Here is a 15,794-nt window from a genome sequence, read left to right on the forward strand (position 1 = left end):
CCGTTTCTTGCCCCCCTGTCGAACTTTGCTGTACAACAATTTTTAAGCTTCGTCATGAAATTGCGGGGTTTTTAGAGGTAAACCACTACGCCTTCGTCTCGCGCTCGATCTGCCGCTCAATGTAGGCATCCAGGTCTTTCCGCTCTTCCAGTGTCGGAAAACCAATGTCAAGCCCCCTGCCAGCACTCGCCAGCTTCTGCAAATAGAGCTGCATCACCTTTTCTACAGGGAAGCCATAGGCGTCGCCGACTGTTTGAAAGTAAGCAAGTGAATCCAAGCTCAAACGAAATGTGACCTCCTTGCTCAGCTTTTCAAAAAAAGGGTTTGGTACACGTTTCATCTTGGAAAAATCATATTCCTTACGCATTTTTCACTCCTCAAAATATTGCTTTCGCTCCAATCTTGACGCTTTTCTGGCGGAGATGACGCGAACGGTGTCGTCACTTGGGGAGCAGTAGCTAATTAACAATATGATATCGCGATGCTGACTTTGGGCCAAAAGCTGGTAGCGATCCTCAAAATTGCTGTGTTCAGAATCTAACCATGATTGAGAAAACAGGTCTTGAAACGCATCCATTGCCTCTTCAAAACTCACTCCATGTTTGCGAAGGTTGGTTTTGGCCTTGCGGGCATCCCATTCGAAGCGCACGACCGCTCCCCTTCAACATAGTCAGTTCTTAACTATGTATCAAGGTGAGCGGTCGGGATTTGCGGGAGGTCAGGCGTCGAGGGCGGAGCGGATGCCGCTGACGAAGGTTTGCACGGCGGCGACGGCGCCGTCTTTGCCGGCGGTTTCGATTTCCTGGATGATGCGGCTGCCGATCACAACGGCGTCGGCCACTTCGGCCACGGCGCGCGCGGTGGCGCCGTCGCGGATGCCGAAGCCTACGCCGATCGGCAACTGCACGTGCTTGCGGATCGCCGTCAGGCGCTCCGCCACTTCCACCGTGTCGATATTGCCGGCGCCCGTCACGCCCTTCAGCGAGACGTAGTAGCTGAAACCGCCGCCGACCTTGGCCACCTGCGCGATGCGGGCTTCGGTCGAGGTCGGCGCCAGCAGGAAGATCAGGTCCAGCTCGGCGGCGCGCATGGCGGCCGCGAACTCTTCACACTCCTCCGGCGGGTAATCGACCACGATGGCGCCGTCCGCCCCCACCGCCTTGGACTTGGCGATGAAGGTGGCCGGGCCGATGCGCTCGATCGGATTGGCATAGCCCATCAGCACCACCGGCGTGCTCTGGTTGGTCTTGCGGAATTCCGCCACGTAGCCGAACACGTCGTGGATGCCGACGCCATGGGCCAGCGCCCGCTCGCAGGCGCGCTGGATCACCGGGCCTTCGGCCATCGGATCGGAAAACGGCACGCCGAGTTCCAGGATGTCGGCGCCGCCCGCCACCATGGCGTGCATCAGCGGCACCGTCAGTTCCGGCGACGGATCGCCGGCGGTGATGAAAGTGACGAGCGCGGTTTTTTTGTGCGCCTTCAGGGCGCTGAAAGTTGCTGCGATTTTGGACATGTCGTTTTCCTTAGTTGAAGTTCAAACCCATACGTTCTGCAACCGTATGCATGTCCTTGTCGCCCCGACCCGACAGGTTGGCCAAAATAATTTGATCTTTAGGCAAGGTCGCCGCCAGCTTGGCCGCGTACGCCAGCGCGTGCGACGATTCCAGCGCCGGAATGATGCCTTCGATGTGACAACAATCGTGGAAGGCCTGGAGCGCCTCCTCGTCCGTGATCGACACGTATTCCGCGCGGCCGATGTCCTTCAGGTAGGCATGCTCCGGCCCCACGCCCGGATAGTCGAGGCCGGCAGAGACCGAATGCGTCTCGATGATCTGGCCGTTCTGGTCCTGCAGCAGATAGGTGCGGTTGCCATGCAGCACGCCCGGATAGCCCTTGGTCAGCGAAGCGGCGTGCTTGTCGCCGTCCAGCCCCTCGCCCGCCGCCTCGACGCCGATCAGGCGCACCTGTTTCTGGTCGATATACGGATAGAAGATGCCCATGGCGTTGGAGCCGCCGCCGATGCAGGCCACCACGCAATCCGGCTGGCGGCCGGTCATTTCCGGCATCTGCACCAGGCACTCCTCGCCGATCACCGACTGGAAGTCGCGCACCAGCATCGGGTAAGGATGCGGGCCGGCCACGGTGCCGATGATGTAGAAGGTGTTTTCAATGTTGGTGACCCAGTCGCGCATGGCTTCGTTGAGCGCGTCCTTCAAGGTCTTGGAACCGGACTCCACCGGCACCACGGTCGCGCCCAGCAGCTTCATGCGGTAGACGTTCTGCGCCTGGCGCTTGACGTCCTCGCTGCCCATGTAGACCACGCACTCCAGCCCGAAACGGGCGCAGATGGTGGCCGTGGCGACGCCATGCTGGCCGGCGCCGGTCTCGGCGATGATGCGCGGCTTGCCCATGCGCTTGGCCAGCAAGGCCTGGCCGATGACGTTGTTGATCTTGTGGGCGCCGGTGTGGTTCAGGTCTTCGCGCTTGAAGTAAATCTGCGCGCCGCCGGCCAGTTCGGACCAGCGCTTGGCATAGTAAATCGGCGACGGCCGGCCGACAAAGTGCTTGAGCTCGTAACGAAACTCGTCGAGGAACTCGGGATCTTTGCTGTAGCGCTCGTAGGCTTCGTTGAGCTCGGCCAGTGCGTAGGTCAGCGTTTCGGCGACAAAGGAGCCGCCGTAAGGGCCGAAATGGCCTTTGGTATCGGGAAGGTTGTAATCTTTAGCGTGGAACAGCGGCTTCGCTGGGGCGTTCATCATGGTGGATTTCGCTTTCATTCATGGTATCTCCGGCCCGCACCGCCGCGACAAAGTCGGCGATCTTGCGGGCATCCTTGATCCCCTTGGACGCTTCGACACCACTGCTGATGTCGACGGCGTAGGGGCGTACACCGACCACCGCGTCAGTCGCGTTGTGTACGCTCAAGCCACCACTTAAAACGACCCGAGGCGCGAGATCTTTTGGAATGAGAGACCAATCAAAACCCTTTCCTGCACCACCATAGGCATCCACATAGGTATCCAGCAACAGGCTGGTGAACAAGGGACTGGCGGCGCGGCATAGCTGTTCGTATTCTAGCAAATCGGCCGGAAGTGTGTCGGGTTTGACGCGGAACACGCGCATGAACTGTCGCCCGGCCGCCGCGGCGATGGCGGCGGACTGCTCCACCGTCTCGTCGCCGTGCAGCTGGACCAGCGAGATCGGCGCCACTTTGCAGGTGGCCGCCACCTCTTCCGGCGTGGCGTTGACGAACAGGCCGGTGCAGGTGATGAAGGGCGGCGCGGCGCGGATCAGCTCGGCGGCCTGCTCCGGCGTCACGTAGCGCGGGCTCTTCGGGTAGAACACGAAGCCGATCGCATCGGCGCCGGCCGCCACCACGGCTTGTACATCTTCCACGCGGGTCAGTCCGCAGATTTTGATACGCGTGCGATGCATGGGCTATTCCTTTTAGAACCAGGGGAGCGCGCTGGTGGTCTCCAGCGGCAATTCCCATTTGGGGTCGTAGTCGATTTTAGCCAGGTACAGGCCGTCCGGCATGAAGGTCGGCGCGGCGGCATGACGGTCCTTGGTTTCCAGCAGCTGGCCCAGCCATTCCGGCTTTTCGCGTCCGGTGCCAATATAAACCAGCGAGCCGACCAGGTTGCGCACCATATGGTGCAGGAAGGCGTTGGCGGTGATGGTGAACACCACCAGCTCGCCGTGGCGCTTGATCTGGATGTCGTGCATCAGCTTGACCGGCGACTTGGCCTGGCATTGCGCGGCGCGGAAGGCGGTGAAGTCGTGCCAGCCCAGCAGCGGCGGGATGGCCTGCCGCATCAACTCCACGTCCAGCGGACGGAAGCAGAAACCGGCGCGCCCTTCCAGCAGCGGCGAGCGGGTCGGATTGTTGTACAGCACGTAGTGATAGGTGCGGGCGCGGGCGCTGAAGCGGGCGTGGAAGAAATCGTTGACGCTCGGGTCGCCATCAAGCTGCTTGGCCCAGCGCACCGCGATCGACGGCGGCAGGAAGGCATTGACGCCGCGCACCCAGGAATGGGTGTCGCGCACCAGCTCGGTGTCGAAGTGAACCACTTGTTCCAGGGCGTGCACGCCGGTGTCGGTGCGGCCGGCGCAGGTGGTGGCCAGCGGCACCCTGGCGAATTTCTCCAGCGCCTGCTCCAGCTTGTCCTGGACCGTGTGGCCGTCCGCCTGCTTCTGGTAGCCGTTCCACGCGGTTCCGTCGTACTGGACGCCGATTGCTATCCGTTTCAATTGCTGCCCGATGTAATGTCAGAGTCAGCCATTATATACGGAGCGGCCTTACCCCAATTGGGCGCGCATCGCGTTGGCCTTGGCGATCTGGTCGTCGCTGCCGCCGCGCAGCACTTCGTCCAGCAGTTCGCGCGCGCCTTCCTTGTCACCGATTTCCTGGTAGGCGATCGCCAGGTCCAGCTTGGTGTCCATTTCCATGTGGTGCGCCGACAGCGTGTCGTCGCGGCCGGCGGCTGGCGCGGCATCGGCCGCAGCCGGGGCGCCCAGCGCGCTATCCAGGTCGAGGTCGATGCCGGACAGGTCGAACTCCTGGGCGGCCGGCGCCGGTGCCGGGGCGACTTCTTCCGCGCCTTGCAGCGCATCGGCGAAGTCGCCGGCGTCGAACTCGGCGGCTGGCGTCGGCGCAGGTGCGGGCACGGCCGGCACCTCCGGAATTTCAAAATTCATCAAGTCGAGATCCAGCGGATCGCTGCTGGCCGACGGCAATCCTGGCGCCACCGTTTCGGCCGGCAGGTCCAGGCCGAAGTCCATGCTCAGGTCTTCCGCCGCAGGCACGGGCTCCGGAGCCGGGGCCGGCGCGGCCGGTGCGTCGAAGGCCAGGTTGAAGGCGTCTTCCGGCATGGCTTCCGGCTCGGCCGCAGGGGCCGGCGTTTCAGCTGGCGCCGGCGCGGCGGCGGCCGGCTCGAAACTCAGGCCGCCCAGGTCGAAGTCCATCAGATTGTCGGTTTCCGCCGCCACCGAAGCTGGCGACACCGAGGCATCGGCGGCCTGCGGCAAGGCGGTATCCATGTCGCTGCCGAAGTCCATCAGATTGCTGTCGCTGGCGGCAGCCGGGGCGTCGAAACCCAAGTCCAGGTCGAGGCCAGCCGCGGCCGGCGCCGGCGCTGGGGCCGGTGCGCTGAAGTCGCTGCTGAAGTCCGACGCGCTGAACGCGGCGGCGCCGGCGGCGACACCGGCGGCGGCCACGGCCGGCACGGCGGCGAACATGCCGGCGCCGTCGTCGGCGGCAGCGCCGCCTTCGGAGTACAGCGGATTGCTGGCGTCCAGCGTGCGGCCCATGGCGGCGGCTTGCGCCCATTCATCGCCCTGGCCGCGCGTCATCGAATACAGCTCGGAGGCCTGGCTCTCGAAGGCGCGCGCATCCTTGCGGGTGACGTAGATTTCCAGCAGCTTCAGGCGCACCGCGTGGCGCTCAGGATGGCTGCGCAGCGCCTCTTTCAGGATTTCCTCCGCCTGGGCGTCACGGCCGTAGGCAATGTAGACGTCGGCTTCCGCCACCGGATCGACTTCATTGGTGTCGAGCTGGCTGGCCGATGGCGCAAAGTTGGAATTGAACACGCTGTTGTTGGTGTCGACGCTCTGGCCGCCGGCTTCGGCGATCAGCGCCTGCGATGGGATCGCGGTGTCGCCGAGGATGCTGGTCTCGTCCTTCGGCACCTCGAACTTCTTGCGGCGGCGCGAAGCGACCACCGCACCGACACCGGCCAACAGGGCCGCTGCGGCCAAGCCGACGTATTGCAGGTTGTCCATCATCGTTTCGAACAGGCTAGGTTCGAGCTGCTTCGGCGGGATCACCATCGTGCGCTTGGGCTTGGCCGGCGCCGATGCTGCCACCTGGGCCGATGCCGGCATCGAGGCAGCGGCGGAAGCCGAAGCTGACGCCGAAGCGGAAGGCTTCGCGGTATCCGCGCCAGCCTTGTTCTTCACCGCCATCAGGTTTTCCAGGTCGTGGACGTTCTTTTCCAGTTCCTTGGTGCGGGCGGCGGCCTCGTCCAGTTCCTTCTGGTGGGCGATCTTGTCTTCCACCGCCATGCCGGTCTTGCCCGCGACCGGCGCGCCGGACGTGGTTTTCGACAGGGTCAGCTTGTCCTTGGCGGCGTTGACGGCGTTCGGCTTTTCCTCGACCTTGGCGGTGATCTTGCCCGACACGTTCTGGGTGGTGTCCGGCTCCTTGGCCGGCGTGCTGTTGGCCACCTGCCCGGCCAGCTTGGCGCGGTAGGCGTTGAAGTCGGCCGCATGCGCCACCACCACGCCGCGCGCCTCGCCTTCCGGCGCGCTGTTGCGGATGGTGTCGGCGTCCGGCACGGTCAGGATCTGGCCCGACTTCAGGCGGTTCATATTGTTGCCGGAGAAGGCTTCCGGATTGGCGCGGTACAGCGCCACCAGCATCATGTCCAGCGACACGTCGACCGGCTTGACCTGGTTGGCGATGCGGGTCAGGTTGTCGCCGGATTTGACGGTGTATTCGCTGGCGGCCTGCTTGACCGGCGCGGCGGGCGGGCGCACCGGCGCCGGCGCGCTAGCCGCCACCGGTGCGGCGACCGGCGCTGCCGCGACAGGCGCGGCGGCGGGGGCGGCGTTGCGGCCCAGGTCCACCGGCGCGGCCACTTGCGGCGATTGCGTCGCGCGCATGTCGGCCGGGTCCAGCAGGAAGGTGTATTCGCGGACCATGCGGCCGCCGGTCCAGTTCAGTTCCAACAGCATGTCGACGAAGGGTTCGTTGACCGGCTGGCTGGACGTGATGCGTATCAACTGGCGGCCGTTGCGCTGTTCGACTTCGAAGCGCAGCGACAGCAGGGTCGGATTGAAATCGATATTGGCGGTGCGGAAGGCTTCGGCCGGCGCCAGCTTGGCGACCAGCGCGCCCGCCTCGTCCGCCGAGACCGCGGTCAATTCGATCTCCGCTCGCAACGGCTGCCCCAGCGACGACAGGACCGTCAGCTTGCCGAGCCCGGCGGCGTTGGCGGAGGCCGCCACTAACACCGCACTGGCGACAGCCCCGGTGAGCGTCTTCAACGCGAAGGAAACAATGCTGGAGCGAGTTGGTACGTGCATAGTGGGCGGCATCAGGTTGTCAGAGGGAAAATGTTACTTTCCCAGATATACCAACATATCATCATGCTCCAGAGCATGCAAGCTTTGCACGGTGTTTCTCTAGTGATACATGAGGATGTGTAACGTCTATGCCTACTTTAAACCAAAAAAAGGGATCTTCCCTATGAGAGTACATAGAGAAAACCCCCTCTGCTGTAACAATTGCACAGCGTGAACGGTGGTGGGGTCTGACCCCGTACGGGGTCAGGCCCCTGCATTGCTTTGCGGGTTTACTTGTCCAGCACGATGCGCAGCATGCGGCGCAGCGGTTCGGCCGCGCCCCACAGCAGCTGGTCGCCGACGGTGAAGGCCGACAGGTAGTCGTCGCCCATGCTCATCTTGCGCAGGCGGCCGACCGGGATCGTCAGGCTGCCGGTGGCGGCGGCCGGCGACAGGTCCTTGACCGACGCTTCACGGGTGTTCGGCACCACTTTGACCCACTGGTTGTTGGCGGCGATGATGTCGTGGATCTCGTCGATCGGCACGTCTTTCTTCAGCTTGATGGTCAGCGCCTGCGAGTGGCTGCGCATGGCGCCGATGCGCACGCACAGGCCGTCGACCGGGATGGCTTTCGAACCGAAGTCCGCGCCCAGGCCCAGGATCTTGTTGGTCTCGGCGCCGCCCTTCCATTCTTCCTTCGACTGGCCGTTGCCCAGGTCCTTGTCGATCCAGGGGATCAGGTTGCCGGCCAGCGGCGCGCCGAACTGCTTGGTCTCTTCGGCGCTCAGGCCATGCTGGGTGGCCAGCACCTGGCGGTCGATTTCCAGGATCGCGGAAGCCGGATTGTCCAGCAGCGCTTTCACCGACGAATTGATGGTGCCGAACTGGGTCAGCAGTTCACGCATGTGCTGGGCGCCGCCGCCCGATGCCGCCTGGTAGGTCATGGAGGTCATCCACTCGACCAGGTTGTGCTGGAACAGGCCGCCCAGGCCCATCAGCATGCACGACACGGTGCAATTGCCGCCGACGTAGTTCTTCACGCCCTTGCCCAGCGCGTCCTTGATGACGTGCAGGTTGACCGGGTCCAGCACGATGACGGCGTCCTTCTCCATGCGCAGCGTGGAGGCGGCGTCGATCCAGTAGCCGTTCCAGCCGGCCGCGCGCAGCTTGGGGAACACTTCGGTGGTGTAGTCGCCGCCCTGGCACGAGATGATGATCTCGCACTTTTTCAGTTCGTCGATGTCGGTCGCGCTTTTCAGTTTGGTTTCGTTCTTCGCCATCGCCGGGGCGTCGCCGCCGGGGTTCGAGGTGGTGAAAAACACCGGTTCGATGTGGGCGAAATCGCCCTCTTCCTGCATGCGCTGCATCAGGACCGAACCGACCATGCCGCGCCAACCTACCAAGCCTACGAGTTTCATTTTCTTTCCTTCTAATAATTTATACTATTTATATCGTTTACGACAGCGCCTTGACCACCGCGTTGCCCATCTCCTCCGTGCCCACCTTGGTGGTGCCGGCTTCGTAGATGTCGGCGGTGCGCAGGCCTTGCGACAGCACGTGCTTGACGGCGTTCTCGATACGGTCGGCCTGTTCGGCCTTGTTCAGCGAGTAGCGCAGCATCATCGCGGCCGACAGGATCGTCGCCAGCGGATTGGCGATGCCCTTGCCGGCGATGTCGGGAGCGGAACCGTGCGACGGCTCGTACAGGCCCTTGTTGTTGGCGTCCAGCGAGGCCGACGGCAGCATGCCGATCGAACCGGTCAGCATGGCCGCCTGGTCGGACAGGATGTCGCCGAACATATTGCCGGTGACGATGACGTCGAACTTCTTCGGCGCGCGCACCAGCTGCATCGCGGCGTTGTCGACGTACATGTGCTCCAGCGCGACGTCAGGGTATTCCTTGTGCACATCGGTGACGATGTCTTTCCAGAACTGGAAGGTCTCCAGCACGTTGGCCTTGTCGACGCTGGTCAGGCGCTTGCCGCGCTTCTGCGCGGCCTGGAACGCCACGTGGGCGATGCGGCGGATTTCGCCTTCCGCATAGCGCATGGTGTCGTAGCCTTCGCGCTGGCCTTTGAACGGGCCGTCCGGGCACTCGCGCACGCCGCGCGGCTGGCCGAAGTAGATGTCGCCGGTCAGTTCGCGGATGATCAGGATGTCCAGGCCGGACACCACTTCAGGCTTCAAGGTCGAGGCGTTGGCCAGGTCCGGATACAGGATGGCCGGACGCAGGTTGGCGAACAGGCCCAGCTGCTTGCGCAGGCCGAGGATCGCCTGCTCCGGACGCAGCGCGCGTTCCAGCGTGTCGTACTGGTAGTCGCCGACGGCGCCGAACAGCACCGCGTCGGCCGCCTTGGCCAGCGCCAGCGTGCCTTCCGGCAGCGGGTGGCCGTGGGCCGCGTAGCCGGCGCCGCCGACCGGCGCGCTTTCCAGCTCAAATTTTTCGCCCAGCACGTTGAGGACCTTGACGGCTTGTGCGACGATTTCCGGGCCGATACCGTCGCCCGGGAGGATAGCGATTTTCATGGTTACTTTTCGAGATTAGATGACGTTGGCCAACCAAGGTTGGGTTGCCAGATGGCGCTCTTCGAAGCCGCGGATAGCGTCGGCGTGACGCAGGGTCAGGCCAATATCGTCGAGCCCGTTCATCAGGCAGTATTTGCGGAAGGCGTCGATCTCGAAGGGATAGGAGACGCTGCCATTGCTGGTGGAGATGCGCTGCTGCTCAAGGTCGACCACCAGACGGTAACCGGGGAAGGCCTTGACTTCATTGAACAGATGGTCGATCTGCGTTTCGGATAAAACGATGGGCAGCAAGCCGCTTTTGTAGCAGTTGTTAAAGAAGATGTCGGCGAACGACGGCGCGACGATGGCGCGGAAGCCATATTGATCCAGCGCCCACGGCGCGTGCTCGCGCGAGGAGCCGCAGCCGAAGTTCTTGCGGGTCAGCAGGATCGAGGCACCCTGGTAGCGCGCTTCGTTGAGCACGAAGTCCGGGTTCAGCGGACGCACGCTGTTGTCCTGGCCCGGCTCGCCGTGGTCCAGGTAGCGCCATTCGTCGAACAGGTTCGGGCCGAAGCCGGTGCGATGAATCGACTTCAAAAATTGCTTCGGAATGATGGCGTCGGTGTCGACATTGGCGCGGTCCAGCGGGGCCACCAGTCCTTCGTAGATCGTAAATTTATCCATGATTCTCGTTCGGGTTGTGCGACGGCGGACCGTCGCGGCCCGCCGTGCTGCGGTTTATTTTTTGGTCGAAGCGCCTTCGAGCGACTCGCCGACCTTTTTGACGTCCTTGCCGAAGCCGTTGACGGTGTTGCAGCCGGTCAGGATCAGCGCGATGATGGACAGGGCGAATAGTTTTTTCATGATGAGGATTTCTCGTTATGGTTCAATCAGATCAACGCAGGCTGCGTACGTCGACGAAATGGCCGGCGATACCGGCTGCCGCCGCCATCGCGGGAGACACCAGATGGGTGCGTCCGCCCTGGCCTTGGCGTCCTTCAAAATTGCGGTTCGAGGTGGAGGCGCAGCGCTCGCCCGGTTCCAGGCGGTCGGCGTTCATCGCCAGGCACATCGAGCAGCCCGGGTCGCGCCATTCGAAACCGGCGTCCTTGAAGATGCGGTCCAGGCCTTCCTTCTCCGCCTGGTCCTTGACCAGGCCGGAACCCGGCACCACCATCGCCAGCTTGACGTTGGAGGCGCGGTGCTTGCCGCGCACCACCTCGGCGGCGGCGCGCAAGTCCTCGATGCGCGAGTTGGTGCAGGAGCCGATGAAGACCTTGTCGATGCGGATGTCCTCGATCGCCGTGTTCGGCTTCAGGTTCATGTAGACCAGCGCCTTTTCCATGGCGTCGCGCTTGACGCTGTCTTTTTCCAGGTCCGGATCCGGCACCCGGCCGTCGATCGAGGTCACCATTTCCGGCGACGTGCCCCAGGTCACCTGCGGCTTGATCTCGGCGGCGTTGAGCGTGACCACCAGGTCGAACCTGGCGCCGGCGTCCGAATGCAGCGTGCGCCAGTAGTCGACCGCGCGGTCCCAGTGCGGACCGGCCGGCGAAAACGGCCGGCCTTTGACGTAGTTGATGGTGACGTCGTCGACGCCGATGATGCCGGCGCGCGCGCCCGCTTCGATCGCCATGTTACAGACCGTCATCCGGCCTTCCATCGACAGCGCGCGGATGGTCGAACCGCCGAACTCGATACAGTAGCCGGTGCCGCCGGCGGTGCCGATCTTGCCGATGATGGCCAGCACCACGTCCTTGGCGGTGACGCCGAGCGGCAGCGCGCCGTCGACCTGCACCAGCATGGCCTTGGATTTCTTTTGCAGCAGCGTCTGGGTGGCCAGCACGTGCTCCACTTCCGAGGTGCCGATGCCGTGCGCCAGCGCGCCGAAGGCGCCGTGGGTCGAGGTGTGCGAGTCGCCGCAGACCACGGTCATGCCCGGCAGGGTCGCGCCCTGCTCCGGCCCGATCACGTGGACGATGCCCTGGCGCTTGTCGTTCATGTTGAAGTAGGTCAGGCCGTAGGACTTGGCGTTCTTGTCCAGCGTTTCCACCTGCAGGCGCGAGACCGGGTCGGCGATGCCGTCGGCGCGGCCGGTGGTCGGCACGTTGTGGTCGGCCACCGCCAGGTTGGCGGACACGCGCCACGGCGCGCGGCCGGCGGCGCGCAGGCCGTCGAATGCCTGCGGGCTGGTGACTTCGTGCACCAGGTGGCGGTCGATGTACAGGATCGTGGTGCCGTCTTCTTCGGCCTTGACCACGTGGGATTCCCAGAGTTTGTCGTAAAGCGTCTTCATGATGATTTATGAGTACCCAATTAAGGGAACTACTTCTGCCTGTGTAAGTGATCCACTTCGATTATGCCATATTGTGCAATGCGGTAGCGGCCGCCGCTGGCCGGCCTCGTGAGCCGATGCAGTTCCGCCTACTGATACACTTTTTATGACTCCTTTTGCAAAATTCGGAAATTCAAATAAAAAAAGCCTGCGTGAACGCAGGCTTTTGGACTTTCTGGCCCTGTCCTCAGACTAGGCCGCCATGCGTACACTACCTCGACATCCGTCCATTAGGAACGATAGGCCCACCACCAGCACCAGTTCGCCCTCGGCCGAACGCGCGGTGCCGGTAATACCTTCGACACTAATCGCGGTCATCGGTTTAATCACCAGGTCGGCCGTACCGTCGACCGCTTCCACCGCCAGGATGTACGGCTGTGGTGCAGCGACAACAATGCCCACCTTCTCGCGGCAGCTCTCGTAGCCCAGCGAATCGGCCAGCGAACGGACCGGCAACGGACGGCCCTGGTCTTTCAGCACCGGCGCGCCGCCCACTTCCATGAACACTTCCGGCAGCTCGACCACGCGCTGCACCACGGCCATCGGCAGCGCCAGCGCGGCGCCCGAGGTCGAGACCAGCATGGTCGGCACGATCGACAGCTCGATCGGCAGGCGGATGGCGAACTTGGTGCCCTTGCCCAGCGCGGATTCGATGTGGATGGCGCCGCGGTTCTTCTCCACGGCGGTCTTCACCACGTCCATGCCGACGCCGCGGCCGGACACGCTGGAAGCGACTTCCTTGGTCGAGAAACCCGGCAAGAATACCAGCTGGAAGCATTCGTCGTTGGTCAGCTGCACCGATTCCGAGATCAGGCCCTTTTGCTGGGCCTTGGTGCGCAGCACCACCGGATCCATGCCTTTGCCGTCGTCCTGAAGCACAATCATAACGCTATTTGCTTCTTGCCATGCTTTGAGCGAAATATAGGCCTTGGCTGGCTTGCCCGCCGCCAGCCGGTCTTCCGGCGATTCGACGCCATGGTCCAGCGAGTTGCGCAGCATGTGCACCAGCGGATCGTACAGGCTGTCCACCACCACGCGGTCGACTTCGGTCTCCGCGCCTTCGATGGTCAGTTCGACGTCCTTGCCCAGGTCTTTCGCCAATTCGCGCACCAGGCGCGGGAACTTCTGGAACAGGCGGCCGACCGGCTGCATGCGGGTCGCCAGCGTGGCGCGCTGCAGTTCGGTGGAGTAGCGCGAGGCGCGTTCCAGCGTTTCCGCCAGCGTCGCCATCAGGGTCTGGGCCTGGCCTTCGAACTTGAATTGCAGCAGGCGTTCCAGCAGCACGGCGGCCTGGTTGGCGGCCTGCACCGATTCGCCGGCCACTTCCAGCAGCGCGTCCAGCTTGACGGCGTCGACCCGGATCGATTCTTCCTTGGCCGGCGCGGCGTGCGGACGCTCTTCGCGTTTTTCGGCGGCTTCGCGCTTGGCGGGGCCGGCGGTTGGAGCGGCGGCGTGCACGGCGGCGACCACGGCGGCCAGTTCGGCGGCCGGCAACGGCGCCGACGGCGCGCGCGCTTCCGCGGCCGGGGCCGGAGCGGCTGCCGATGCGGCAGGTTTGGTGTAGCTACCGGCCGGCATCACGGTTTCATACATGCCTTCCCAGTCCAGGCCGTCAGGCGACGGCGCCGCGGCTGGTGCAGCGGCTGGCGCCGGGGCTGGTGCGGCAGCGGCGGCCGGAGCTGGCGCCGGCGCGGCGGCCTTGGCGGCCGGCGCATGCGCCGGCCCAGCGCTGGTCTTGCCTTCGATCGCGTCGGTCAGGATGACTTCCAGATCCTTGGGCATGGCCGGCAGGCTGTCCGGCTCGGCGCCGTTGTTCAGCTCGGCGAGCTGGTCGGCCACGAAGCCCGACGCTTGCAGCGCCGCCTCGATCGCGATCGGCGTCACCGGCGCGGCGCCGGTGCGCAGCGCGTCGAACAGGTTCTCGGTCAAGTGACATGCCGCCACCATCGCCGGCAGGCCCATGAAACCGGCGCCGCCCTTGATGGTGTGGAAGGAGCGGAACACCGCGTTCAATGTTTCTTTATTGTCCGGGTCGCGTTCGAGCCGCAGCAGATGCTCTTCAACGTTGACCGCAAGATCCATCGCCTCGACGACGAAATCCTTGAGCATATCGTCCATTAGAATCCCAGGTCAGCAAGCAGGTCGTCGACATTGTCCTGGTTCAGCGCTACGGCTGGAGCCGAAGGGCCGGACATCAGGGACACTTCTTTTTGCGCGATTTTCTCGCGTACCGCCGGTGGTGCATTGTCGCGCAGCAGTTCTGCCAGTTCGTGCTCCACCGTCTTGGTGATGGTCACGACTTTCTTGATCAGCTGGCCGGTGATGTCCTGGAAGTCCTGGGCCATCATGATTTCCAGCAGGCGGGCTTTTTCCGCTTCGGTGGCCACCGACACCGCCGCGGCGAACGCTTGCGAGTCGCCGGCCAGCTGCTTGAACTGGTCCAGGCTCAGCTTGCCTGCGAACAGGTCGGCCCAGCGGTTTTCCATTTCCTTGGATTTCTTCGACAGCACGTCCTGCTCCGGCATGCCTTCGTCCAGGGTGTTGAGCACCTTGTTGGCCGCTTGTTCGGTCAGGGTGGCGACGTATTCGAGGCGGTCCTGGGCGTCGTTGATCTGCGACGACGCCTCGGTCAGCGCCTTGTCGTAGCCCAGTTCGCGCAGCGAATCGTGCAGCAGGCGCACGATGCCGCCCAGGCGTTCGAACATCGGCTTGTCTTCGCCGTCGGCGCCGGCTTCGGCCGCCGCAGCGGCGGGCGCTGCTGCAGGAGCCGGGGCGGGAGCGGCGGCCGCTGCATCCGCGGGCCGCGCCGACGACACTTCGTCGAACAGGCTTTCCAGGTCATCCTCGGCGGGAGCAGGCGCTGGAGCAGGCGCTGCCGTCTTGCTCTGAGCAGACACTTCATCAAATAGTGCGTCGAAATCGTCAGCGGCGTTGGTCATAATCCCTGCTTCTCCATAATTTGTAAAATTGCTGCCCTAAACTTGCATACTTGTGATGACGCTCGGCAATATAACGCTCTTACCCGAGTGTAGCAGGGCGCAGCCAGATTATTCAATCCCAGAGTCGGGTCGCCTGCCCTGCGCTCCGGGTCCAAGCCAAGTTTCGTTGTATTTGGAGATACTAACATTGGTTAGATAGACAAAACACGCCTTGAGACACAAAAGTAGTGCTCGGGTGCAAAAAAAGCAGGTAAAAAGTATGAAAGCCAACACGCGCGCCTCGGGGTAAAGCGCTTTCATTTGATAATCATCAAGTCTTTCCATACTAACAATAATGTAAATCGGGGCTACAATTAAGAGCAGCCAGCTGGTTTTAAAAGGAGGTTCATCATGTACCGTAAAATCTTGATTACCACCGACGGTTCCGCCGTTTCCAGTAAAACCGCCTGCGCCGGGGTGGCCTTTGCCGAGCAGATGAAGGCCGAAGTGCTGGTGCTGTTCGTGGCGCCCGACTACCAGTACCCGATTTACGTCGAAATCATCCCGCCCAGCTACCCCAGCGAGGATGAATACCGCGCCGCCATGCTGCGCGCCGGCCAGGAACATACGCAGGACGTGGTCGATTCCTGCGCCCGGCGCGGCGTGCCGTGCGAGGCGCTGACGGCGTTTGCGGAAAGCGCGGCGCTGAAGATCGTCGATGTGGCGGAAAAACAGCATTGCGACCTGATCTTCATGGGTTCGCATGGCCGCAGCGGTTGGGGCCAGCTGCTGCTGGGCAGCGTAACCAACAAGGTGTTGTCTCATACCAAAACACCGGTGCTGGTGCACCGCCTGATCAAGGAGCCCGGCAGCAAATAAAACGCGGCCGAGATGCTTTTTGTAGTAACATCATAAGATTAGTTCAAAAACAATAATACTTACTTTTAATTACTTTTTTTCTTCAAGCA

General features: G+C 63.1%; 15 protein-coding genes. 1 reads left to right on the top strand and 14 read right to left on the bottom strand.

Annotation, left to right across the window (positions count from 1 at the left end):
* Positions 1 to 85 precede the first annotated feature (85 nt).
* From V6M89_RS14245 to V6M89_RS14310, 14 genes are all read right to left on the bottom strand, one after another.
* The gene (locus tag V6M89_RS14245) at positions 86 to 367 is read right to left on the bottom strand and encodes an antitoxin (protein WP_332853781.1); all 282 of its coding nucleotides are present in this window, start codon (positions 365 to 367) and stop codon (positions 86 to 88) included.
* A 3-nt stretch (positions 368 to 370) separates the two neighbouring features.
* On the bottom strand, positions 371 to 649 hold the full coding sequence (locus tag V6M89_RS14250; RefSeq protein ID WP_332853782.1) for a BrnT family toxin: 279 nt from the start codon (positions 647 to 649) through the stop codon (positions 371 to 373).
* A gap of 69 nt (positions 650 to 718) precedes the next feature.
* On the bottom strand, positions 719 to 1,516 hold the full coding sequence (trpA, locus tag V6M89_RS14255) for a tryptophan synthase subunit alpha (RefSeq protein ID WP_332853783.1): 798 nt from the start codon (positions 1,514 to 1,516) through the stop codon (positions 719 to 721).
* A 10-nt stretch (positions 1,517 to 1,526) separates the two neighbouring features.
* Complete coding sequence (trpB, locus tag V6M89_RS14260) at positions 1,527 to 2,780, bottom strand: tryptophan synthase subunit beta (RefSeq protein WP_442881974.1); 1,254 nt, start codon at positions 2,778 to 2,780, stop codon at positions 1,527 to 1,529.
* On the bottom strand, positions 2,725 to 3,438 hold the full coding sequence (locus V6M89_RS14265; RefSeq protein WP_332853784.1) for a phosphoribosylanthranilate isomerase: 714 nt from the start codon (positions 3,436 to 3,438) through the stop codon (positions 2,725 to 2,727). Before V6M89_RS14265 ends, trpB begins: the two co-directional genes overlap by 56 nt.
* 12 nt (positions 3,439 to 3,450) lie before the next feature.
* Positions 3,451 to 4,254, bottom strand: a complete 804-nt coding sequence (gene truA, locus V6M89_RS14270; RefSeq protein WP_152840852.1) for a tRNA pseudouridine(38-40) synthase TruA — start codon at positions 4,252 to 4,254, stop codon at positions 3,451 to 3,453.
* 48 nt (positions 4,255 to 4,302) lie between these two features.
* Positions 4,303 to 7,089, bottom strand: coding sequence for a FimV/HubP family polar landmark protein (locus tag V6M89_RS14275; RefSeq protein WP_332853785.1), 2,787 nt, complete (start codon positions 7,087 to 7,089; stop codon positions 4,303 to 4,305).
* A gap of 269 nt (positions 7,090 to 7,358) precedes the next feature.
* Positions 7,359 to 8,486 (bottom strand): aspartate-semialdehyde dehydrogenase, encoded by a 1,128-nt coding sequence (asd, locus tag V6M89_RS14280; RefSeq protein ID WP_332853786.1) that lies wholly within the window; start codon positions 8,484 to 8,486, stop codon positions 7,359 to 7,361.
* A gap of 37 nt (positions 8,487 to 8,523) precedes the next feature.
* Positions 8,524 to 9,594 (bottom strand): 3-isopropylmalate dehydrogenase, encoded by a 1,071-nt coding sequence (gene leuB / locus V6M89_RS14285; RefSeq protein ID WP_332853787.1) that lies wholly within the window; start codon positions 9,592 to 9,594, stop codon positions 8,524 to 8,526.
* A 15-nt stretch (positions 9,595 to 9,609) separates the two neighbouring features.
* The gene (gene leuD, locus V6M89_RS14290) at positions 9,610 to 10,257 is read right to left on the bottom strand and encodes a 3-isopropylmalate dehydratase small subunit (RefSeq protein WP_116990186.1); all 648 of its coding nucleotides are present in this window, start codon (positions 10,255 to 10,257) and stop codon (positions 9,610 to 9,612) included.
* 54 nt (positions 10,258 to 10,311) lie between these two features.
* Positions 10,312 to 10,437, bottom strand: coding sequence for an entericidin A/B family lipoprotein (locus V6M89_RS14295; RefSeq protein ID WP_008450980.1), 126 nt, complete (start codon positions 10,435 to 10,437; stop codon positions 10,312 to 10,314).
* Positions 10,438 to 10,468: 31 nt separating this feature from the next.
* Complete coding sequence (gene leuC, locus V6M89_RS14300) at positions 10,469 to 11,872, bottom strand: 3-isopropylmalate dehydratase large subunit (RefSeq protein WP_332853810.1); 1,404 nt, start codon at positions 11,870 to 11,872, stop codon at positions 10,469 to 10,471.
* A gap of 228 nt (positions 11,873 to 12,100) precedes the next feature.
* Positions 12,101 to 14,026: a chemotaxis protein CheA gene (locus tag V6M89_RS14305; protein WP_332853788.1), complete on the bottom strand. Its 1,926-nt coding sequence runs from the start codon at positions 14,024 to 14,026 to the stop codon at positions 12,101 to 12,103.
* The gene (locus V6M89_RS14310; RefSeq protein WP_332853789.1) at positions 14,026 to 14,847 is read right to left on the bottom strand and encodes a protein phosphatase CheZ; all 822 of its coding nucleotides are present in this window, start codon (positions 14,845 to 14,847) and stop codon (positions 14,026 to 14,028) included. The genes V6M89_RS14305 and V6M89_RS14310 overlap by 1 nt, the downstream gene beginning before the upstream one ends.
* Before the next feature lie 390 nt (positions 14,848 to 15,237).
* On the opposite strand from V6M89_RS14310, the gene V6M89_RS14315 reads away from it, so the two are divergent.
* The gene (locus tag V6M89_RS14315; RefSeq protein ID WP_332853790.1) at positions 15,238 to 15,705 is read left to right on the top strand and encodes a universal stress protein; all 468 of its coding nucleotides are present in this window, start codon (positions 15,238 to 15,240) and stop codon (positions 15,703 to 15,705) included.
* The last annotated feature ends 89 nt before the right edge of the window (positions 15,706 to 15,794 follow it).

The sequence above is a fragment of the Duganella sp. S19_KUP01_CR8 genome (genome assembly GCF_036688705.1).
Taxonomy (GTDB): domain Bacteria; phylum Pseudomonadota; class Gammaproteobacteria; order Burkholderiales; family Burkholderiaceae_D; genus Rugamonas.